At 70.7% G+C, this 18,885-nt stretch carries 16 protein-coding genes; 10 read left to right on the plus strand and 6 right to left on the minus strand.

Annotated elements, in window-relative coordinates; translation table 11 throughout:
• Nucleotides 1–25 precede the first annotated feature (25 nt).
• The gene (locus ACVBD7_RS13635) at nucleotides 26–337 is read right to left on the minus strand and encodes a putative quinol monooxygenase (RefSeq protein WP_458093776.1); all 312 of its coding nucleotides are present in this window, start codon (nucleotides 335–337) and stop codon (nucleotides 26–28) included.
• A 147-nt stretch (nucleotides 338–484) separates the two neighbouring features.
• Here ACVBD7_RS13635 and ACVBD7_RS13640 point away from each other — a divergent pair, with 147 nt between their 5' ends.
• Nucleotides 485–1,450 carry a Bug family tripartite tricarboxylate transporter substrate binding protein gene (locus ACVBD7_RS13640; protein WP_458093777.1) on the plus strand — a complete coding sequence of 322 codons (966 nt, stop codon included), beginning with the start codon at nucleotides 485–487 and terminating at the stop codon, nucleotides 1,448–1,450.
• Nucleotides 1,451–1,460: 10 nt separating this feature from the next.
• Here the strand turns inward: ACVBD7_RS13640 and ACVBD7_RS13645 are convergent, their stop codons facing one another.
• Both ACVBD7_RS13645 and ACVBD7_RS13650 read right to left on the minus strand, forming a co-directional pair.
• On the minus strand, nucleotides 1,461–1,916 hold the full coding sequence (locus ACVBD7_RS13645) for an NUDIX domain-containing protein (RefSeq protein WP_458093778.1): 456 nt from the start codon (nucleotides 1,914–1,916) through the stop codon (nucleotides 1,461–1,463).
• An 11-nt stretch (nucleotides 1,917–1,927) separates the two neighbouring features.
• Nucleotides 1,928–3,088 carry a hypothetical protein gene (locus ACVBD7_RS13650; RefSeq protein ID WP_458093779.1) on the minus strand — a complete coding sequence of 387 codons (1,161 nt, stop codon included), beginning with the start codon at nucleotides 3,086–3,088 and terminating at the stop codon, nucleotides 1,928–1,930.
• A gap of 160 nt (nucleotides 3,089–3,248) precedes the next feature.
• Here ACVBD7_RS13650 and ACVBD7_RS13655 point away from each other — a divergent pair, with 160 nt between their 5' ends.
• From ACVBD7_RS13655 to ACVBD7_RS13670, 4 genes are all read left to right on the plus strand, one after another.
• Nucleotides 3,249–4,202 (plus strand): MYG1 family protein, encoded by a 954-nt coding sequence (locus ACVBD7_RS13655; RefSeq protein ID WP_458093780.1) that lies wholly within the window; start codon nucleotides 3,249–3,251, stop codon nucleotides 4,200–4,202.
• Between the two features lie 267 nt (nucleotides 4,203–4,469).
• The gene (locus ACVBD7_RS13660; protein ID WP_458093781.1) at nucleotides 4,470–5,690 is read left to right on the plus strand and encodes a pyridoxal phosphate-dependent aminotransferase; all 1,221 of its coding nucleotides are present in this window, start codon (nucleotides 4,470–4,472) and stop codon (nucleotides 5,688–5,690) included.
• 122 nt (nucleotides 5,691–5,812) lie between these two features.
• A complete protein-coding gene (locus tag ACVBD7_RS13665; protein ID WP_458093782.1) occupies nucleotides 5,813–6,694 on the plus strand; it encodes an SMP-30/gluconolactonase/LRE family protein in 882 nt (293 codons plus the stop codon).
• A gap of 40 nt (nucleotides 6,695–6,734) precedes the next feature.
• Nucleotides 6,735–7,490 (plus strand): sulfite exporter TauE/SafE family protein, encoded by a 756-nt coding sequence (locus ACVBD7_RS13670; protein WP_458093783.1) that lies wholly within the window; start codon nucleotides 6,735–6,737, stop codon nucleotides 7,488–7,490.
• On the opposite strand, the gene ACVBD7_RS13675 is transcribed toward ACVBD7_RS13670, so the two are convergent.
• Entirely contained in the window at nucleotides 7,487–7,858 is a 372-nt protein-coding gene (locus ACVBD7_RS13675; protein WP_458093784.1) for a response regulator, read from the minus strand. The two genes, ACVBD7_RS13670 and ACVBD7_RS13675, sit on opposite strands and share 4 nt — an antisense overlap.
• Nucleotides 7,859–8,023: 165 nt before the next feature.
• On the opposite strand from ACVBD7_RS13675, the gene ACVBD7_RS13680 reads away from it, so the two are divergent.
• Nucleotides 8,024–9,109: a zinc-binding metallopeptidase family protein gene (locus ACVBD7_RS13680; protein WP_458093785.1), complete on the plus strand. Its 1,086-nt coding sequence runs from the start codon at nucleotides 8,024–8,026 to the stop codon at nucleotides 9,107–9,109.
• Nucleotides 9,110–9,154: 45 nt separating this feature from the next.
• On the opposite strand, the gene ACVBD7_RS13685 is transcribed toward ACVBD7_RS13680, so the two are convergent.
• Nucleotides 9,155–12,568, minus strand: a complete 3,414-nt coding sequence (locus ACVBD7_RS13685) for a transglutaminase family protein (RefSeq protein ID WP_458093786.1) — start codon at nucleotides 12,566–12,568, stop codon at nucleotides 9,155–9,157.
• Nucleotides 12,569–13,007: 439 nt separating this feature from the next.
• On the opposite strand from ACVBD7_RS13685, the gene hpnA reads away from it, so the two are divergent.
• The 4 genes from hpnA to ACVBD7_RS13705 are packed head-to-tail and all read left to right on the plus strand — an operon-like array spanning nucleotide 13,008 to nucleotide 17,753.
• Complete coding sequence (gene hpnA, locus ACVBD7_RS13690) at nucleotides 13,008–13,985, plus strand: hopanoid-associated sugar epimerase (protein WP_458097700.1); 978 nt, start codon at nucleotides 13,008–13,010, stop codon at nucleotides 13,983–13,985.
• Nucleotides 13,982–15,130 (plus strand): glycosyltransferase, encoded by a 1,149-nt coding sequence (locus ACVBD7_RS13695; protein WP_458093787.1) that lies wholly within the window; start codon nucleotides 13,982–13,984, stop codon nucleotides 15,128–15,130. Before hpnA ends, ACVBD7_RS13695 begins: the two co-directional genes overlap by 4 nt.
• Nucleotides 15,127–17,094 (plus strand): squalene--hopene cyclase, encoded by a 1,968-nt coding sequence (gene shc / locus ACVBD7_RS13700; RefSeq protein WP_458093788.1) that lies wholly within the window; start codon nucleotides 15,127–15,129, stop codon nucleotides 17,092–17,094. The genes ACVBD7_RS13695 and shc overlap by 4 nt, the downstream gene beginning before the upstream one ends.
• On the plus strand, nucleotides 17,094–17,753 hold the full coding sequence (locus ACVBD7_RS13705) for a phosphorylase family protein (RefSeq protein ID WP_458093789.1): 660 nt from the start codon (nucleotides 17,094–17,096) through the stop codon (nucleotides 17,751–17,753). Before shc ends, ACVBD7_RS13705 begins: the two co-directional genes overlap by 1 nt.
• On the opposite strand, the gene hpnH is transcribed toward ACVBD7_RS13705, so the two are convergent.
• On the minus strand, nucleotides 17,700–18,875 hold the full coding sequence (gene hpnH / locus ACVBD7_RS13710; protein ID WP_458093790.1) for an adenosyl-hopene transferase HpnH: 1,176 nt from the start codon (nucleotides 18,873–18,875) through the stop codon (nucleotides 17,700–17,702). The genes ACVBD7_RS13705 and hpnH overlap by 54 nt on opposite strands.
• Between the last annotated feature and the right edge of the window lie 10 nt (nucleotides 18,876–18,885).

An 18,885-nucleotide genomic window follows, 5' to 3' on the forward strand; every position in this document is an offset into this window, starting at 1 on the left:
GCTCACGGCCCCCCGGCCACCCCGATCATCCCGCTGGTGACAGCACATGCACGGCGCGGCTGGCGACCATCTCCCGCGTGCGCGCCCCGTAGGCCGCCATATGCGGCGCCGCGGCATGCGCCTTCAGCGCGTCCAGGCTCTCCCACTTCTCGACGACCATGAAGGTATCGGGCCCGAGCGGAGCCTGGATCCCGCCCGCGCCCTCGGCATCGATGGCCGGCCCGTACTCGATGCAGCCCTGCTCCGCATGAACAGCGGGCATATTCGCCCGGAAGGCCTCGAGCACGGCATCCCGCATGCCCGGCTTGGTGGTGATGATGGCGATGACATGGATCACGCTGGATGTTCCCCCGGCCGCCCTGATGCGCCCTGAAGCCGAGGCTAGACCCGGCATCCGCCCCCGCCAACGCCCCAGCGCCTTGCCAGCCCCGCGCCATCGGCGCGAGTTTGCGCCGCCGCCAGAACGGCACCGGAGGAAAACACCATGTTCACGCGCCGCCGCATCCTGTCGGCCGCCGCCGCCCTGCCGGCCGTCCTCCCGCGCGGGGCGAGCGCGCAATCCTGGCCCGCACGGCCCATCCGCATGATCGTCGCCTTCGCCCCCGGCGGCTTAACCGACATCGCCGCGCGCGTTCTCGCCGAGCGGCTGGCCACCGCACTGGGCCAGCCCGTGGCCGTGGACAACCGCGCCGGTGCCGCCGGCATCATCGGGACGGAGGCTGCCGCCCGCAGCGCACCGGACGGCTACACGGTGCTGATGGGAACGATCAGCACCCATGCGATGAATGTCGGGCTGTACCGCACCCTGTCCTACGATCCGGTCGCGGATTTCGCGCCCGTATCGGGCGTGGCCAGCAGCCCCAACCTTCTCGTCGCACATCCATCCAAGGGCATCCGCGATGTCGCGACGCTGGTTGCACGGGCGAAGGCGCAGCCGGGCGCGCTCACCTACGCCTCCGGCGGCAACGGCACCTCCAGCCATCTCGCGGGCGAGCTGTTCAAGTCGATCGCGGGGGTGGACCTGCTGCACGTCCCCTTCCGCAGCACGGCGCCGGCCGCGTCGGCAGTGGTCGCGGGCCAGGTGGACCTGATGTTCGACACCCTGCCCTCCTCCCTGCCCCATGCGCGCGACGGTCGGCTCGTGGCCCTCGGCGTCACCGCCCCGCGGCGGCTGGAAGCGCTGCGCGACATCCCTGCCGTGGCCGAGACCGTGCCGGGCTTCGAGATGGGCGTCTGGACCGCCCTCTTCGCCCCCGTCGGCACGCCGCGCCTCGTGATCGAGCGACTGGACGCCGCCACGCGCGAGGCCCTGCCGTCGCTTGCCGCCCGCTTCGCCGAGCTCGGACTGGAGCCCTTCCCGGCGGGCCCCGACGAGGTCGCGGCGTATCTGCGGGGCGAGATCACGAAATGGTCGGGCGTCATTCGTACCGCCCGCATCACCGCGGATTGAGAGCCCGCGCCTATTGCGGAAAGGGCCAGCCCGGCGCCTCGCGCAGCGCGCCCAGCACGCGCACGAGATTCTTCCCCACACGCCCCAGCGCCTCGTCCCAGGGCAGCACGGCGAAGCGGTCGAATTCGGGGATCAAACCACCACCGGGCATTCGCATGAAGGAGGTGCAGCGGAGCGCGGCCGGATCCGGCATGGCCGCCACCGGCCAAGCGAAGAGCGCGAGGTCTTTGCCCGGAAGATAGCGATGCACGCCGAGATCGCTCAGCCCTGCCGCGGGCACGACCAATCCCGTCTCCTCCCGCAACTCGCGCGCGGCAGCGTCCACGAAGGCCTCGCCCGCCTCCGCGACCCCCTTGGGAATGTCCCACAGCACCGAGCGCGTGGCATGGCCCAGCAGCACCTGCGGACCATCGCTCACCAGCACGCCGCAACTCGTTCGCTTCGGCCGCGTGGGCGCGCGGGGCATGCTTGTGCCCGTCAGCTCGTGGGCTGCTGCCCCAGCCGGCGGGACAGTCCTTCGAACTCGCGGCGCAGCGCCTCGCCCTCGAAGGGCACAATAACGGGCGGGCGGATCGCCATCACGGCGCCGAAGTCACGATCCGTGTTGCGCATCATCTGCGCCACGTCGAAGGCGAGCGCCGCGGTGCGCGCGGTGTTGTCCGCCACGCCTTTCGCCGCGCGCGTCCGCTCCAGCGCCTGGGCGAGATTGCCGCGCTGCTCCTTCAGATGGCCGCGATACAGCTCCGTCGCGCGCAGCGTCGTCTCTTGCGTGCGCAGGTTGGATTCCAGCGAGGCGCGCAGCCCGGCATCGCGCATCCCGCGCAGCCGGCCCTGCGCGTCCTGGCGCAGCTCGCGCGTCTCGCGGTCGATCGCCTCCAGCCGTGGCAAGTAGACATTGTCGATGCGCGAGACGACCTCGCCCTGCACCGTCTCCAACACCGCCAGCAGCGTCGCGTGGATGGTGTAGTAGCGGCGCAGCACCGCCTCGTTATCCGAAGCCTCGCCGACCGGTCCGCGCAGCTCGGCCTCCAGCTTCTCTACGTTGGAGTAGGCGGCGAGCAGCGCCACCACGTCGTCCCCGTTCACGGAGACGGCGAGGTTCTCCGCCGCCTCGCGCGAGATCTGAACGCCGAGCCCGGCGAGCTTGCCCGTGAAAGTCTCGGTCAGCCGCGCGGCCTCGGCCCCGGCGCGCGAAAGCTGCGCTTCCAGATCGGCGGTCTCGGTACCGGCGATCCGCGCCATCGCCACCCGCTCACGCAGCTCGGCGACGCGGGCGCGCGCATCCTGCATGGCCCGCAGCTCACCCATCGCCTCGCTCCCGGCCAGGGTGGCGGTGGCAGAGCGGAGGAGTTCCTGCACGCGGTCCCGCGCCGTGGGATCCCGGTCATCCATTCCCTGCGCATCCTGCTGCGCTTCGGCGGCGCGGCCGATGGCGCGCAGCGCGACGGCACGGTCGGGCTCGCGGATCGGTGCCCGGTCCGCGGTGCTGCGGCGTTCGGGGGCGATGCCGAGTGCGGCGCCGAGATCCGCGAAGCGCGACTTTGCCCCCCGCAGGCTGCCATCCACGTCCCGCACCCAGTCCGGGCGCTGGAAGGCAATAAGGGCGAGAAGCGCGGCAATGGGCAGGAGGAAACGCATGCGGGCATCCGGCTCGGGGGAACAGGCGTTCCAGATGGTGCATTGCGGCCGTGCCGGCAAGCAACAAGGAAGGCCGCATGTGCGTACGGGACGCTCTGCCCCACCCCGTAAGGGTGCAATGCATCTGGCCGCTACCCCAGCCAGCGGCTAGGGATTCGGGATGGAAAGCCCTTCGCCTCGTCCCCGGCCCGTCCTCGCCACCCATAACGGGGCCTTCCACCTGGATGACGCCTTCGCCTACGCCGTGCTGCGCCTCGCCCTCGGCCTGGGGGAGGCCGGGACGGATCACGACCTTGTCCGCACGCGCGACGAGCGGGTGATCGAGGGCGCCGATATCGTCTGGGATGTCGGCACCATTCACGACCCATCCCGCTCCCGCTTCGACCACCATCAGCGCGGCGCGCCCTCCCGCGCGGACGGCACGCCCTACAGCGCCGCCGGCCTGGTCTGGCAGAGTCACGGAGAGGCGGCGACGCGGGCCCTGCTGGGGCCGGCAGGTGCCGACCTTGCGCCCGCGGTCGCGGCCACAATCGACGGAGAGGTGGTCCGCCGGATCGATGAGATCGACAACGGCGTCGGCGAGCCCGGGGACGCGCTGGGCCTCGGGTCCGCGGTCGGGGACCTCAATCCGTCCTGGGATTCACCTGCCGCCGGCGACGTCGCGGCCGAGGACGCCGCCTTCCGCGAGGCCTCAACCCTCGCCGAATCCTTCCTGCGCCGGCGGGCGGAGGCGGTGCGGGCCCGGCTCGCAGCCGAGGCCGTGGTGCTCGCCGCCCACGCCGCCTCGGCCGACCCACGGGTGCTGGAACTGGATCGCAGGATGCCCTGGAAGGACCCTGTCTTCGCCCATGGCCTGCCCGTTCTCTACGCCATCTTCCCGGTGGTGAGTGGCAACTGGATGGTGGATTCCATGCCGCCCGAGCCGGGCGCTTTCGCCCAGCGCCTGCCGCTGCCCGAGGCCTGGGCGGGGCTGCGGGACGAGGAGCTTGCCGGGGTGAGCGGGGTGGCCGACGCGGCCTTCGTCCATCTCCGCCGCTTCGTGGGCGCCGCCCGTTCCCGCACCGGGGCGCTGGAGATGGCACGCCGCTCCATTAGCGCTGCGGAAGCCGAATAGGCCACGCCAGGAAGCTCGGGCATCCCCAGGGGCGCCTCAACCCAATGGCGAGCACGCTGCCTGATCTGGGCGGAGGATGGCGCCTGCCCAAGCACCGCGGGCCGTGCAGCCGGATTCTGTCTGGGGCCCCGTGCGAGGTTCCCCGGCCCGCCCCCTTCCCCCGCTGCGGGCGGCACGGCAGAAGCTAGAGGGTCATCTGCCCGGCCCCGCCGCGGCCCGTCCCTCCGGCGGGCGTGCCCGGGCCGCGTCCCGGAAGGATCCCGCCTTTTGAGTGCCGCCCAACACCCAGTCCCCGACGCGTCCGCCGTGATCGCCGACCTCGCGGAGACCCTTCCCGGCCGCATCCGGGGCGTAGGCACCAGCCAGATCGGCATGGTCGCCGATCGTGGGCGCGACGACCCGGATGTAGTGAAGCTCTGGATCGGCGAGGGCGACCTCCCGACGCCGGATTTCGTGGTCGAAGCCGCGCATCGCGCCATGCTGGCCGGCGAGACCCGCTATACCTATTCCCGCGGCATTCCCCGGCTCCACCAGGCGTTGTCTGACTACCACCGCCGCCACTGGGGTGTGGAGGTGGCGCCCGAGCGCTTCGCCATCACCGCCGGCGGCATGAACGCCATCATGCAGGCCTGCCAGGCGCTGATCGAACCGGGCGAGGAGGTGATCATCCCCTCCCCCAACTGGCCCAACCTGGCCGAGGCCGCGCGGGTGAACGGGGCCGTGCCGGTCACCGTGCCCTATCGCCGCTCGGCGGATGGCCACTTCAAACTTGAACTGGCGGATATCGAGGCCGCGATCACGCCGCGCACGCGCATCCTGGTGGTGAACTCGCCCTCCAATCCCACGGGCTGGGTGATGCCGCTGGCCGAGATGCAGGCGCTGCTCGATCTCGCCCGTAAGCACGACTTCTGGATCATCTCCGACGAGGTCTATGCCCACTTCACCTATGGCAACGCGATCGCGCCCTCCTTCCTGCAGATCTGCACGCCCTCGGACCGGCTGATCGTCACCAACACCTTCTCCAAGAACTGGGCGATGACCGGCTGGCGCGCCGGCTGGATCGTTTATCCGGATGGGCTGGCGGCCACCTTCGGCAAGCTCGGCCAGTACAACACCACATCCATCCCCACCTTCATCCAGCACGCCGCCGTCGCGGCGCTGGAGGAAGGGGACAGCTTCATCCGCACCATGGTCGGCCGCTGCGCGGAGAGCCGGCAGATCATGGTGGACGGGCTGTCGCGGTTGAAGGGCGTCACGGTCTTCCCGCCCGAGGGCGCCTTCTACCTGATGGCCAAGGTGGAGACGGGCGAGACGAGCCTGAACCTAGCCTTCCGCCTGCTAGAAGAGGCGAAGGTAGGCGTGGCTCCTGGCACCGCCTTCGGGCCGGAGGGCGAGGGCTTCATCCGCATCTGCTTCGCCGTCAGCCCTGGGCTGGCGCGAGAAGCGGTTGCGCGGCTCAGCCGCGTGCTGGGCGTGCGCGAGGACTGACCAACGCGCCCGGTCCGGCCATCGCGCCGGACCGGGCCCTTCGGGTCGCCGCTCGGGAAATTGACGGGCGTCGAACGCGGCCGGGGTCGCCCCAAGTCCTGCCGCGCGGCGTTTCCACCGGCATGACCAGCCCCGTCCGCATCCTCGATCTCGCCCCCATCGCCGCCAATGGCGAGAGCCCGGTCTGGGATGACGCGAGCGGCCTTCTCTGGTGGGTCGATATCCCCGCCCCGGCCCTGCACCTGACCGATCCCGCCACCGGCACGACGCGCAGCTGGCCGATGCCGGAACCAGTGGGCTGCCTCGGCCTGCGCGAGGATGGCGGCCTGCTGCTCGGGCTACGCTCCGGCATCCATCGCTTCGAGCCTCACGGCCTTGAGCATGGGACCGGCGCGCTGGAGCGCGTGGCGGCGCTGGAGCCGGACCGGCCAGGGAACCGGCTGAATGACGGCAAGGTCTCGCCCGAGGGGCGCTTCCTCGTCGGCTCTATGAACGACACGCCGGAGAAGAAGCCCACCGGCGCTCTGTGGCGGCTCGACCCCGGCTCGCGGGACTGCGCGCTGCTGGCGGAGGGCCTGATCATCTCCAACGGCCTGGCCTGGAGCCCGGACGGCCGCACTCTCTGGCACAGCGACAGCGAGGCCCCGGCCCTCTGGATCTGGGACTACGATCCCGCGACCGGCGCCGTCTCCAACCGCCGTGAGATCGCTCGCCCGGATAGCGCCACCGGCGTGCCAGATGGCGGCGCCGTGGATACGGAGGGCGGCTACTGGTCCGCCGGCTACTCCGCCGGGTGCCTGAACCGCTGGCTGCCCGACGGCACGCTGGACCGGGTGGTGCCGCTTCCCGTTGCCCATCCCACCATGCCCTGCTTCGGCGGGCCGGGTCTGCGCACCCTGTTCGTCACCAGCGCGCGGGGCGAAGGGGCCGGGCCGGAGGATGGCCGGCTGCTGTCGCTTGATGTGGGCATTGCCGGCATCCCGGTCGGACGGTTCCGCGGCTAACAGGGATGCGCCGCCCGCCCCCTTGGGGCAGGCTGGCGCGATGGATCCCCAGACCATCCTCCTTCTCGCCGCCGCCGGCTTCCTGGCTGGAGCCATCAACGCGGCCGCGGGGGGCGGCTCCTTCGTTACCATCCCGGCCATGGTCTTCGCGGGCCTGCCCTCGGTGGCGGCCAACGCGTCCAGCACCGTCGCCCTCCTGCCCGGAACGCTGACGAGCGCCTGGGCCTGGCGGCATGATTACCGCTCGCTGCAGGGCATCCCGCTCCGCACGCTTATCCTGATCAGCCTCGGCGGTGGGCTGGCCGGGGCACTGCTGCTGCTGGCGACCACGCAGCGCGCCTTCGACGGGCTGCTGCCCTGGCTCATGCTGGTCGGCACCCTGGCCTTCGCCTTCGGCCGACCGCTCGGTGCCGCGCTGCGCAAGCGGGTGCGCGTGGGGCGCGGGGCGGTGATCGTGGCGCAGGTTCTGCTCTCGGTCTATGCCGGGTATTTCGGCGGCGGAGTGGGCATCATGATGCTCGCCGTCTGGGGCCTGCTCGGCGAAATGGACATCAAGGCGATGAGCGCGCTGCGGACGCTGCTGGTCAGCGCGGCCAATCTCGTCGCAGTGGTGATTTTCGCGGTGGCCGGGCCAGTGCACTGGCCGGAGACAGCGGTGATGCTCGTCGCCGCGATCATCGGTGGATATGTGGGCGCCATCTTCGCCAGCCGGCTGCCCGCGCCGGTGCTGCGAGGCTTCGTCGTGCTGTTCAGCGCTGCGATGACGGCCGTGTTCTTCTGGAGAGCCTTCGCCTAGGCCATCCCGCGGGTCAGCGCCCGGGTGAGGTCGGCCATGGCCACCGGCTTCGCGCAGCGCGGCAGATGAGAATAATCCGCCGGCACCACCGCCGCATCATACCCGGTGGCGAGCAGGACGGGCACGCCGCGGGCCAGCAGGGCGGGCACGGCCGGCCAGACCATCTCGCCGTTCAAATTCACGTCCAGAACCGCACCGTCGATCCGCTCCGCCGCTTCCATCAGGGCAAGTAGCTGCGCGACGGTCGGTGCCGGGCCGATCACCACGGCCCCTTCCCCTTCCAGCGCATGGACCACTTCGTCGGCGATGAAGAACTCGTCCTCGGCCACGAGGATACGACGGCCCGTCAGCCCTCCCTCCGACGCCATCGCATCCCCCGTTCCCAAAACCGAACCGATCCTGCACCGCCGCCGACGCGCCGTGAACCTCCGCCGCTGCGCCGGCCGGCGCGCCGCGCTGCAACAGGAGCCCGCCCCGGGGCGTTCCCACCCGTCACGACCCCGGTCGTCCACTCCCGCGCAGAGATCCGACCCATGCGGCTGTTCAGGTGCCAGAACTGCGAGCAGATGCTCTATTTCGAGAACACCCGGTGCGAGCGCTGCAGCTTCCGCCTGGGCTACCTGCCCGATGGCGCCGTTCTGTCCGCACTGGAGCCGGCGAGCGAGCCGGACGGAGGCCAGGGCGATGCCTGGCGCCCGCTGGCCACGCCCGACCAGCCCCGGCGCTTCTGCGCCAATGCCGAACTGGACGTGTGCAACTGGACCGTCCCGGCGGAGTCGCCCGAGCGCTACTGCGCCGCTTGCCGGCACAACCACCTCATCCCCGACACCTCGGTACCGGAGAACCGGCTGAACTGGTGGAAGCTGGAGGCGGCCAAGCACCGGCTGTTCTACAGCCTGGTCCGCTTCTGCCTGCCGTTAGCGACACGCAATGAGGACCCTGAAGGCCTCTCCTTCGATTTCCTGGCGGCCTCACCCGACCCGTCCGGCCCGAAGGTGATGACGGGGCATGACAACGGCCTGATCACCATCGCGCTGGACGAGGCGGACGACGCCGAGCGCGAGCTGCGGCGCAAGACCATGGGCGAGCCTTATCGCACCCTTCTCGGCCATTTCCGGCACGAGGTCGGCCATTACTTCTGGGACAAGCTGGTGCGCGACGGCGGCCGGCTCGATGCATGCCGCGCCGTGTTCGGCGACGATAGCCAGGATTACGGCGCGGCCCTGCAGCGCCACTACAACGAGGGCGCTCCGGCCGACTGGCAGGAGCACTTCGTCAGCGCCTACGCCACCACTCATCCCTGGGAGGATTTCGCCGAGACCTGGGCGCACTACCTGCACATCATCGACACGCTGGAAACCGCCAGCTCCTTCGGCCTGCGCGTGCAGCCCAAGCTGGACACGACCGGCGAGATGCAGGCGCGGATCGACTACGACCCGTACAAGGAGCCGAACCTTATCCGGATCATCGACGACTGGTTGCCGCTCGCCTTCGCGGTGAACAGCCTGAATCGCAGCATGGGTCAGCCGGATCTCTACCCCTTCGTTCTGTCCCCTACGGTGATCGGGAAGCTCGGCTTCATCCATGACCTCGTGCGGGGCAGCAGCACGAACAGCTGACAGGGTAGCCGCCCGCTGCCGGATGGCGGCGGGCGGCCGCTCCGCTCAGACCGCGCCGCGACGTAGATCGAGGGTGCGCGGCGCCTCGCGCGCGATCACGAGAGGCGGCTCTTCCATCATCCCGGGCGTGTGGCCGAAGGGCTGGAAGCGGATACGGCGCCGCGCCTCGGCCTCGTTCGCGTTCACCGGCAGCGTCTCGTAGTTGCGGCCGCCGGGATGGGCGACGTGATGCGTCAGCCCGCCCAGGCTGCGCCCGGTCCAACGGTCATACAGGTCGAAGACCAGGGGCGACTGCGCGGGCACGGTAGGGTGCAGGGCGGAGGGCGGCGCCCAGGCCTTGAAGCGCACGCCTGCGACATACTCGCCCTGCCGGTCCGTGGGCGTCAGCGGCACCGCGCGCCCGTTGCACGACAGGATGAACCGCTCCTCCACCCAGCCCGTGACGCGCGCCTGCACGCGCTCGGTGGAGCTGTCCACGTAGCGCACCGTGCCGCCAGCGGCGGGCTCCTCCCCCAGCACGTGCCAGGGCTCGAGCGCGTGGCGAAGCTCGATCCCCATGCCGCGCAGCGATACCTCGCCGATGAGCGGGAAGCGGAATTCTAAATGGGGCGCAAACCAGTCGCGCTCCATTGGGCAGCCCAGCGCGGCAAGTTCGTCCAGCGCATCGTGGAAGTCCTGTGCGACGAAATGCGGTAGCATGAAATCGTCATGCAGCCGCGTGCCCCAGCGCACCAGCCGACGCTCATAGGGATGACGCCAGAAGGCGGCGATGGCGGAGCGCAGCAGCAGGGCCTGGGCCGCCGCCATCTGCGGATGCGGCGGCATCTCCGCCGCACGCCACTCCACAAGGCCGAGCCGGCCCGAGGCGCTTTCCGGCGCGAAGAGCTTGTCGATGCTGAACTCGGTGCGGTGCGTGTTGCCCGTCATATCCACGAGCAGGTTGCGGAACAGCCGGTCCACCAGCCAGGGCGGCGTCTCCTCTCCCGCCTTGATGCGGGAAAAGGCGACTTCCAGCTCCGCGATGCTGTCCTGCCGTGCCTCATCCACGCGCGGGTGCTGGCTCGTCGGCCCGATGAAAAGGCCGGAGAACAGGTAGGAAAGGCTGGGATGGTTGTGCCAGAAGCCCAGCAGCGACTTCAGCAGGTCCGGCCGCCGCAGGAAGGGACTGTCGGCGGGGGTCGCGCCGCCCATCACCACATGGTTGCCGCCGCCGGTGCCGACATGGCGCCCGTCCAGCATGAACTTCTCGGAAGCCAGGCCGAGCTGGCGGGCGTCCTCGTACAGCGCCTCCGTCCGCTCCAGATGCTCGTTCCAGGAGCCCGAGGGATGCACGTTCACCTCGATCACGCCAGGATCGGGGGTGACGGAGAAGCTGAGCAGACGCGGGTCGCGCGGGGGCAAGTAGCCCTCCAGCACCACCCTGCGGCCCATTTCCTCCGCCGTAGCCTCCACGGCGGCGGCGAGGTCGAGCCAGTCCTCAGCCTGCTGCAGCGGCGGGAAGAAGACATGGATGATGCCGCCGCGGGCCTCCACCGTCATCGCCGTGCGGACCACGCCGGGGTCGCTCCTGCCCGCCACCGGCAGGTCCTGCGGCACAGGGCGGAAGCCCTCCACGCCATTGGCGAGGCCGTTCGTCGTGCCGCGTTCGTCCGGCCCGGCCACACGCCGGAAGGGCTGCTGCGCCGCAGGTGCCAGCGCCGGTGCCGGAGCGGGTACGGCTGCGTTCGGAGCCATCACGCGCCCGAACACCTCCCGCGGTGGCAGCGGCGCGACGGGGGCAAAGGGATCGGGCTCCGGCTCGATGTTCCGCGCCGCATCCTCCTCGGACATCCAGGGCAGGCTTTCCAGCGGCAAGCGGAAGCCGATCGAGCTGTCACCGGGCACGAGGAACAGCTTCTCCCCGCGCAGGAACCAGCGGCCGGACTGCCAGCGGCGCGTGCCGTCCTGCATCACGCGGCGGATCGGCAGCACGCTGCCCACGGGCGAGGCGAGCCCTTGCGCGAAGACGCGGGTCATCCGCGCACGCTCCAACGGGTCCCGCAGCTTGGCGTCCTCCGCCAGCACGTTCGCGGGCAGGCGGTGCTCGCGCCACAGGAAGTAGTGGATGTCCTCATAGGCCGGCGTGACCAGGGCGGGATCCACCTGCAGGCGCTCGGCCAGCGTGCCCAGGAAGCGGGCGGCGTCAGCGGCGGTCGCGTTGTCCGTATCCTCGTCGGAGGCGAGCAGCGCGGTATTGCTCCAGATCGGCTCGCCATCCTTCCGCCAATGGGAGAACAGCGCCCAGCGCGGCAGCTGCTCGCCGGGATAGTGCTTGCCCGCCGCGTATTGCAGCACGGCGCCGGGCGACCAGCGCGCGGCCAGGCGGCGCAGCAGGCGGCCGGCATAGCGGCGCTTGGTCGGGCCGAGGGCGGCCGTGTTCCACTCCGCCGCGTCCATGTCGTCGGCCGCGATGAAGGTGGGCTCGCCGCCCATGGTCAGGCGCACGTCGCCGGCGGCCAACAGCCGGTCCACTGCCGCGCCACGCGCGCGGATCGCAGCCCACTGGCCCTCGGAATAGGGTTTCGTCACGCGCGAGGTTTCCCGCACTCGCGTGACCTTCATTTCGACATCGAATTCCGTCTTGCTCGGCTCGATCATCCCGGTGATCGGCGCGGCGGAGGCGGGTTCGGGCGTGGCGGCGAGCGGGATGTGCCCCTCGCCCGTCAGCAGGCCGGAGGTGGGGTCGAGCCCGATCCAGCCGGCACCGGGCAGGTAGACCTCGGCCCAGGCATGGAGGTCGGTGAAGTCCTCGGTCGGTCCCGACGGCCCCTCCAGCGGCTTCACATCGGGCACGAGCTGGATGAGGTAGCCGGAGACGAAGCGGGCGGCGTACCCGAGATGGCGCAGCACCTGCACCAGCACCCAGGCGCTGTCCCGGCAGGAGCCCTTGCAGGCGCCCAACGTTTCCTCGGGCGTCCAGACGCCCGGCTCCATCCGCACGACATAGGAGACCTGCCCCTGTAACCGCCCGTTCAGCGCGGTCAGCATGGAGACCGTCCCCTGCCCCTCATTTCGGGGGATGTCGGCCAGGAAGGCGGAGAGCAGCGGGCCGGCCTCGTCCGTCCGCCGGAAGGGCGCGAGCTCCCGCTCCAGCATGGGATCGTAGGTGAAGGGCCAGGTTTCGGCCTCGGGCTCCAGGAAGAAGTCGAAGGGGTTGATCGTGGCCATGTCGGCCAGCAGGTCCACCGTTACGTCGAAATGCGTCACGCGCTCTGGGAAGACCACGCGGGCGAGGAAATTGCCCTGCGGGTCCTGCTGCCAGTTGACGAAATTCGGCTTCGGCTCGACCGAGAGGGCGTAGGAGAGGATGGGCGTGCGCGCATGGGGCGCAGGGCGCAGCCGGATCGTCTGCGGCCCGAGCGAGACGGGCCGGTCGTAGCGGTAGCTGGTGCGGTGGGTCAGGGCGACGTGGAGCGGCATGGATCAGGCTTCACCCTCGGGTCGGAACAGGCCGAGCGATGCAAACGCCGCGCCCACGGCGATGTCACGATGCGCCCGACACCTTTGCAAGGCACCGCTCCCGCCTTCGTGGGAGCTCGAAGGAGACCTGCGCCCGCCGGGGCAGGACGCCGGCCCGGTCCGCTCTGCGGGCTGAACCGTCAAAACCCTGCGCCAAGGCGCTGATTACAGCGCTGCCATACAGCAGGGGATACCCTCTGATCGCGTGTCAAAAATTGCGAAGCGCGGGCCATCTGGCCTAGTGTCCGCCCCCGCCGGCAGGCCTGCATCACCGGCGCCGGGCTCACAGGAACGGGAGTGGGACATCTCACACGCTGACCGGTCGATCGACCCGCCGACCGGCCCCGCCGAGGACACCGCGCGCCCCGCCGCGGCGGAACTCCGGCCGGGCGATACCGTCCTGGTGACAGGCGCTTCCGGCTTCCTCGGCTCCGCGGTCGCGCGCCTCCTCGTCGCCCGTGGGCTACATGTGCGGGCCCTGGTCCGCCCGAGTAGCCCGCGCGGCAATCTCGACGGGCTGGATTGCGAGCCGGTGCAGGGCGACCTGACCGACCCCGCCTCCCTGCGCCGGGCCATGCAGGGCGCCCGGCACCTGTTCCATGTCGCGGCCGACTACCGGCTCTGGGCGCCCGATCCGGTGGTGCTGCTGCGCGTCAATGTGGAGGGCACGCGCGCGCTGATGCTGGCCGCGCTCGGGGCCGGGGTGGAGCGCGTGGTCTATACGAGCAGCGTCGCCACGCTACGTGTCGCCGGCGCCACCGCCCCGGTGGACGAGACGGCGCCGATGGCGCCGACCGAGGCCATCGGCACCTACAAGCGCAGCAAGACCATGGCCGAGCGCGTGGTGGAGGCGATGGTGGAGCGGGACGGGCTGCCCGCCGTCATCGTGAACCCCTCCACCCCCATCGGCCCGCGCGACATCCGCCCCACCCCCACGGGGCGCATCATCCTGGATGCCGCGCGCGGCAAGATCCCGGCCTTCGTGGAGACCGGGCTAAACTTCGCCCATGTGGACGACATCGCGGCGGGCCATCTGCTGGCCTTCGAGCACGGCCGCATCGGCGAGCGATACATCCTGGGCGGCGAGGATGTGTTCCTGCAGGGGTTCCTGGCGGAGGTGGCCCGGCTGACCGGCCGGAAGCCGCCGCGGGTGAAGCTGCCGCGCGGCCCGCTCTATCCGCTGGCGCTCGGCGCCGAGACGGTGGCGCGGCTGACGGGCAAGGAGCCGCTGCTGACCGTGGATGCGCTGCGCATGTCCCGCTACCGCATGTTCTTCACCTCGGCCAAGGCGGAGCGCGAGCTGGGCTACCGCGCGCGCCCCTGGCAGGAGGGGGTGGCGGATGCGCTCGGCTGGTTCCGGGGCGCGGGCTACCTGTGACCGTGGCGCTGCTTCTCGGCCTGGTCGCGCTGGCCATCTGGGCGGTGCTGCTGCTCGCCCGCGGCGGCTTCTGGCTGGCGCGGGACCGCGACGATCGTAATGAGCCGCCCGCGCCCGCCGCATGGCCCGCCGTGGTCGCCGTAGTTCCCGCGCGGAACGAAGCGGATGTGATCGCGGCATCCATCGGCAGCCTGATGCGCCAGGACTATCCCGGTCCCTTCCGAGTGGTGCTGGTGGATGATGGCAGCACGGACGGCACCGCCGCCGCGGCCCGCGGGGTGGCCGGCGAGGCGCCGCTCGACATCCTTCAGGGCGCTGCCCTGCCCGCCGGGTGGACCGGCAAGCTCTGGGCGCTGGAGCAGGGCATCCGCCACGCCAGCACCAAGGGCGCGCCCGAGTTCATCCTGCTGACCGATGCCGATATCGGCCACGAGCCCGGCAACCTCCGCGCCCTGGTCGCCCGCGCCGAGAGCGGCCGCCGCGTCCTCGTCTCCCTAATGGCCGAGCTGTCCTGCGCCACCCCGGCCGAGCGCTTCCTCATCCCCGCCTTCGTCTTCTTCTTCGCCATGCTCTACCCCTTCGCCTGGGCCTCCGACCCGCACCGCCGCATGGCCGCCGGCGCCGGCGGCTGCATGCTCGTCCGGCGGGAGGCGCTGGAGCGCGCGGGCGGCATCGCCTCCATCCGCACCGCCATCATCGACGACTGCGCCCTGGCCCGCCGGCTGAAGGCGCAGGGGCCGATCTGGCTGGGCCTGACCCGCCGCGCGAAGAGCCTCCGCCCCTATGGCAGCGTGGCCGAGATCGGCCGGATGGTGTCTCGTTCCGCCTATGCCCAGCTCGGCTACTCGCCGCTGCTGCTGGCGGGCACGGTGGCCGGCATGGGGCTCACCTATCTGGTGCCGCCCTGCCTTGCGCTCTTCGGGGCTGGTGCGGCGCGGCTGGTGGGGGTAGCGGCCTGGGCGATGATGGCCCTCGCCTTCCAGCCCATGCTCCGCTTCTACCGGGTCTCGCCGCTCTGGGGTCTCGCCCTGCCCGTGATCGGCGCCGCCTATACCCTGTTCACCCTGCAATCCGCCTGGCAGGTCTGGCGCGGCAAGGGCGGCATGTGGAAGGGGCGCGCCCAGGCCATGGCGGGCGGTGCATGACGGACGGGCCGGTGGACCTGCTTCCCGCCGATACCTGGCTCGACGAGGTCGAGGCCGGGGTGACGCGCGCGGCCGAGGCGCTGCGGCGCCAGCAGCGCCCGGACGGCCACTGGGTGTTCGAACTGGAGGCGGACGCCACCATCCCCGCCGAATACGTGCTCCTGCGCCAGCACCTGGCCGAGCCCGAGGATGCGGAGTTGGAGCGCAAAATCGGCGCCTATCTGCGCCGCATCCAGGGCGAGCATGGCGGCTGGCCTCTGTTCCATGGCGGCGCCTTCGACATCAGCGCGTCGGTGAAGGCGTATTTCTGCCTGAAGATCATCGGCGACAGCCCGGATGCGCCGCATATGGCCCGCGCCCGCGCGGCTATCCTCGCCCATGGTGGCGCCGGCCGCGCCAATGTCTTCACCCGCATCCTTCTGGCGATGTTTGGGGAAATCCCCTGGCGCCGCGTGCCCACCATCCCCGTTGAAGTGATGCTGCTGCCGCGCTGGTTTCCCGTGCATATCGGCCGCATGTCCTACTGGGCGCGCACGGTGCTGGTGCCGCTGCTGGTGCTGCAGACCCTGCGCGTGCGGGCCCGCAACCCGCGCGGCGTGCAAATCCAGGAGCTGTTCACGCGCCCGCGCCTGGCCTGGAAGCGGGCGCGCACGCATCGCCATCCCGCCTGGGCCCTGTTCTTCAACGGCATTGATGGCGGGCTGAAGGTGGCCGAGCCGCTCTGGCCCCGCCGCCTGCGCCAGCATGCCATCGAGCGCTGCGTAAACTTCGTGACTGAGCGGCTGAACGGCGAGGACGGGCTGGGCGCGATCTACCCGGCCATGGCCAATGCCGTAATGATGTATGACGCGCTGGGCTACCCGCCCGACCACCCCGACCGCGCCATCGCCCGCCAGTCCATCGAGAAGCTCCTCGTGATCCGCGAGGACGAGGCCTATTGCCAGCCCTGCGTCTCTCCGGTCTGGGACACGGCGCTGACGGCGCATGCGATGATGGAGGCCGGCGGCGAGCTGGCGGAATCCACCGTCCCGCAAGCGCTGGACTGGCTGAAGCCGCTGCAGGAGCTGGAGGTGCGCGGCGACTGGGCCGAGCAGCGCCCGCATGTCCGCCCGGGCGGCTGGGCCTTCCAGTACCGCAACGCGCATTACCCCGATCTCGACGACACCGCCGTGGTGGTGATGGCGATGGACCGCGCCCGGCACCAGCTGTCGCTCGGCACCGGCTATGACGAGGCGATCGCGCGCGGCGCCGAATGGACCGAGGGGCTGCAGAGCAGCAATGGTGGCTGGGGCGCCTTCGACGTCGACAACACGCATTACTACCTGAACAATATCCCCTTCGCCGATCACGGCGCGCTGCTCGATCCGCCCACCGCCGATGTCAGCGCGCGCTGCCTGGGCATGATGGCCCAGCTCGGCGAGACGCCGGAAGGCAGCCCGCGCATGCGCGCCGCTCTCTCCTATCTCGAGCGCGAGCAGGAAGCGGATGGCAGCTGGTTCGGCCGCTGGGGCGTGAACTACATCTACGGCACCTGGTCCGCGCTGATCGCACTCAACGCGGCGGGGCTGGACGGCACGGCGCCGAGCGTGCGGCGCGGGACGGACTGGCTGCTTTCCATCCAGAACCCGGATGGCGGCTGGGGCGAGGACTGCGAGAGCTACTCCCTCGACTACCGCGGCTACGAGCCTGCCCCCTCCACCGCGTCCCAGACCGCTTGGGCGCTGCTGGCCCTGATGGCGGCGGGCGAGGTGGACCATCCGGCCGTGGCGCGCGGCGTTGCTTGGCTGCGCGACAACCAGGACGAGACGGGGCTGTGGCAGCAGGACGCCTATACGGGCGGCGGCTTCCCGCGCGTCTTCTACCTTCGCTACCACGGCTACCCGAAGTTCTTCCCGCTCTGGGCGATGGCGCGCTATCGCAACCTCAAGCGCAGCAACGCGCGGCGGCCGGCGCAGGGAATGTGATGATCCTCGCGGCCACGGGGCTGCGCCGGGAGGCGCGGATCCTCTCCGGGCCGGGGGTGGAGGTGGTTGCCGGCGGCGGCGATCGCGCGCGGCTGGAGGCGGCGTTGGGGCGTCTGGCGCCGGGCGCGCGGGGCCTCATCAGTATCGGAATCGGCGGGGCCTTGGCGCCAGGGCTGCGGCCCGGCGATTGGGTGGTGGCGGATGCCGTGCTGGCCGGGGCGGAGGCCTTCCCGACCGACGCGGCCTGGGCCGACCGCCTCGCCGCCGCCCTGCCTGGCGCATGGCGTGGCGCGATCCTTGGCAGCAACACCATGATCGCGGAAGCGGCTGGTAAGGCCGCCCTTCACCGCGAAACCGGCGCCCTGGCCGTGGACATGGAGTCGCAGATCGCGGCCCGCTTGTCGAAGCGCCACAACCTCCCCTTCGCGGCCGCCCGCGTGATTTCTGATGCTGCCGATCGCAGCCTTCCCCCCGCCGCGCGGGTGGGGATGCGCCCGGACGGGGGCATGGACCTGCCCGCCGTCCTGCGCTCGCTCCTGGCCCACCCCCTCCAGCTCCCCGCCCTGATCCGGACGGGGATGGAGGCCGAGCGGGCCTTCCGGGCGTTACTCCGCGGCCACCACGCGCTTCACCCCGGGCTGGCCGGCCCCCTTGGATGAGCCGTGCTTGGCCGAGCGGATCTCGGTCAGCTTCTTCTCCACATGGCCGGAGAAGACGTAGTCGGCCGGACGCTGGTTATCGAGGGAGATGTCCTGCGCCATCGGCCCCTCGGTGCGGATGCCGCCAAGCTGGACCTTCAGGGCCTTGATCGGGTTCTTGATCATGTCCGTCACGGCCGAGGCCTCGAAGCCGGAATGGACCATGCAGTCCGCGCACTTCTCGTAGTTGCCGACGCCGTACTTGTCCCATTCGGTGTCGTCCATCAGCTCCTTGAAGGTCTTGGTGTAACCCTCGCCGAGCAGGTAGCAGGGCTTCTGCCAGCCGAACACGGTGCGCGTCGGGTTGCCCCAGGGCGTACACTTGTAGGCCTCGTTCCCTGCCAGGAAGTTCAGGAACATGCGGGACTGGGTGAAGGGCCACTCCTTGCCACCGCGCCCGCGCGCGAGGATGCCGCGGAACAGCTCCTTCGTCTTGTTGCGGTTGAGGAAGTGCTGCTGGTCCGGCGCGCGCTCATAGGCATAGCCGGGGGAGACCGTGATGCCGTCCAGCCCGATTGCCTTCATCTCGTCGAAGAAGCGGGCGGTCTGCTCGGGGTCTGCATCGTTGAACAGGGTGCAGTTGATGCTGACCTGGAAGCCCTTGGACTTGGCCAGCTTGATGGCCTCGACCGCCTTGTCATAGACGCCCGTCTGGCAGACGGACTTGTCGTGCATCGCCTCGTTGCCATCCAGGTGGATGGACCAGGTGAAGGCCGGGTTCGGCTTGTAGTCGTCGATCTTCTTCGCCAGCAGCAGGGCGTTGGTGCAGAGGATGACGAACTTCTTCCGCGCCAGGTAGCCGCGCACGATCTCCGGCATGTCCCGGTGCAGCAGCGGCTCGCCGCCGGCGATCGAGACGACGGGGGCGCCGCACTCGTCGATCGCCTCCATGCACTGATCCACCGTCAGGCGCTGGTTCAGGATCTCGTTGGGGTAGTCGATCTTGCCGCAGCCGGCGCAGGCCAGGTTGCAGCGGAACAGCGGCTCCAGCATCAGCACCAGCGGGTAGCGCTTCCGCCCCGACAGCTGCTGCTTCATCAGATACGCCCCGATACGGGCGGCCTGCAGCACGGGAATGCCCAAAACTGCGCTC

It is taken from the genome of Roseomonas sp. WA12 (genome assembly GCF_054165765.1).

What these genes read in the sequence shown, in the direction of transcription:
- ACVBD7_RS13640 (WP_458093777.1), top strand. Translation starts at nt 485, where the DNA reads ATGTTCACGCGCCGCCGCATCCTGTCGGCCGCCGCCGCCCTGCCGGCC.
- ACVBD7_RS13655 (WP_458093780.1), top strand. Translation starts at nt 3,249, where the DNA reads ATGGAAAGCCCTTCGCCTCGTCCCCGGCCCGTCCTCGCCACCCATAAC.
- ACVBD7_RS13705 (WP_458093789.1), top strand. Translation starts at nt 17,094, where the DNA reads ATGATCCTCGCGGCCACGGGGCTGCGCCGGGAGGCGCGGATCCTCTCC.
- ACVBD7_RS13675 (WP_458093784.1), bottom strand. Translation starts at nt 7,858, where the DNA reads ATGGCGTCGGAGGGAGGGCTGACGGGCCGTCGTATCCTCGTGGCCGAG.
- ACVBD7_RS13645 (WP_458093778.1), bottom strand. Translation starts at nt 1,916, where the DNA reads ATGCCCCGCGCGCCCACGCGGCCGAAGCGAACGAGTTGCGGCGTGCTG.
- ACVBD7_RS13665 (WP_458093782.1), top strand. Translation starts at nt 5,813, where the DNA reads ATGACCAGCCCCGTCCGCATCCTCGATCTCGCCCCCATCGCCGCCAAT.
- ACVBD7_RS13680 (WP_458093785.1), top strand. Translation starts at nt 8,024, where the DNA reads ATGCGGCTGTTCAGGTGCCAGAACTGCGAGCAGATGCTCTATTTCGAG.
- ACVBD7_RS13650 (WP_458093779.1), bottom strand. Translation starts at nt 3,088, where the DNA reads ATGCGTTTCCTCCTGCCCATTGCCGCGCTTCTCGCCCTTATTGCCTTC.
- shc (WP_458093788.1), top strand. Translation starts at nt 15,127, where the DNA reads ATGACGGACGGGCCGGTGGACCTGCTTCCCGCCGATACCTGGCTCGAC.
- ACVBD7_RS13670 (WP_458093783.1), top strand. Translation starts at nt 6,735, where the DNA reads ATGGATCCCCAGACCATCCTCCTTCTCGCCGCCGCCGGCTTCCTGGCT.
- ACVBD7_RS13685 (WP_458093786.1), bottom strand. Translation starts at nt 12,568, where the DNA reads ATGCCGCTCCACGTCGCCCTGACCCACCGCACCAGCTACCGCTACGAC.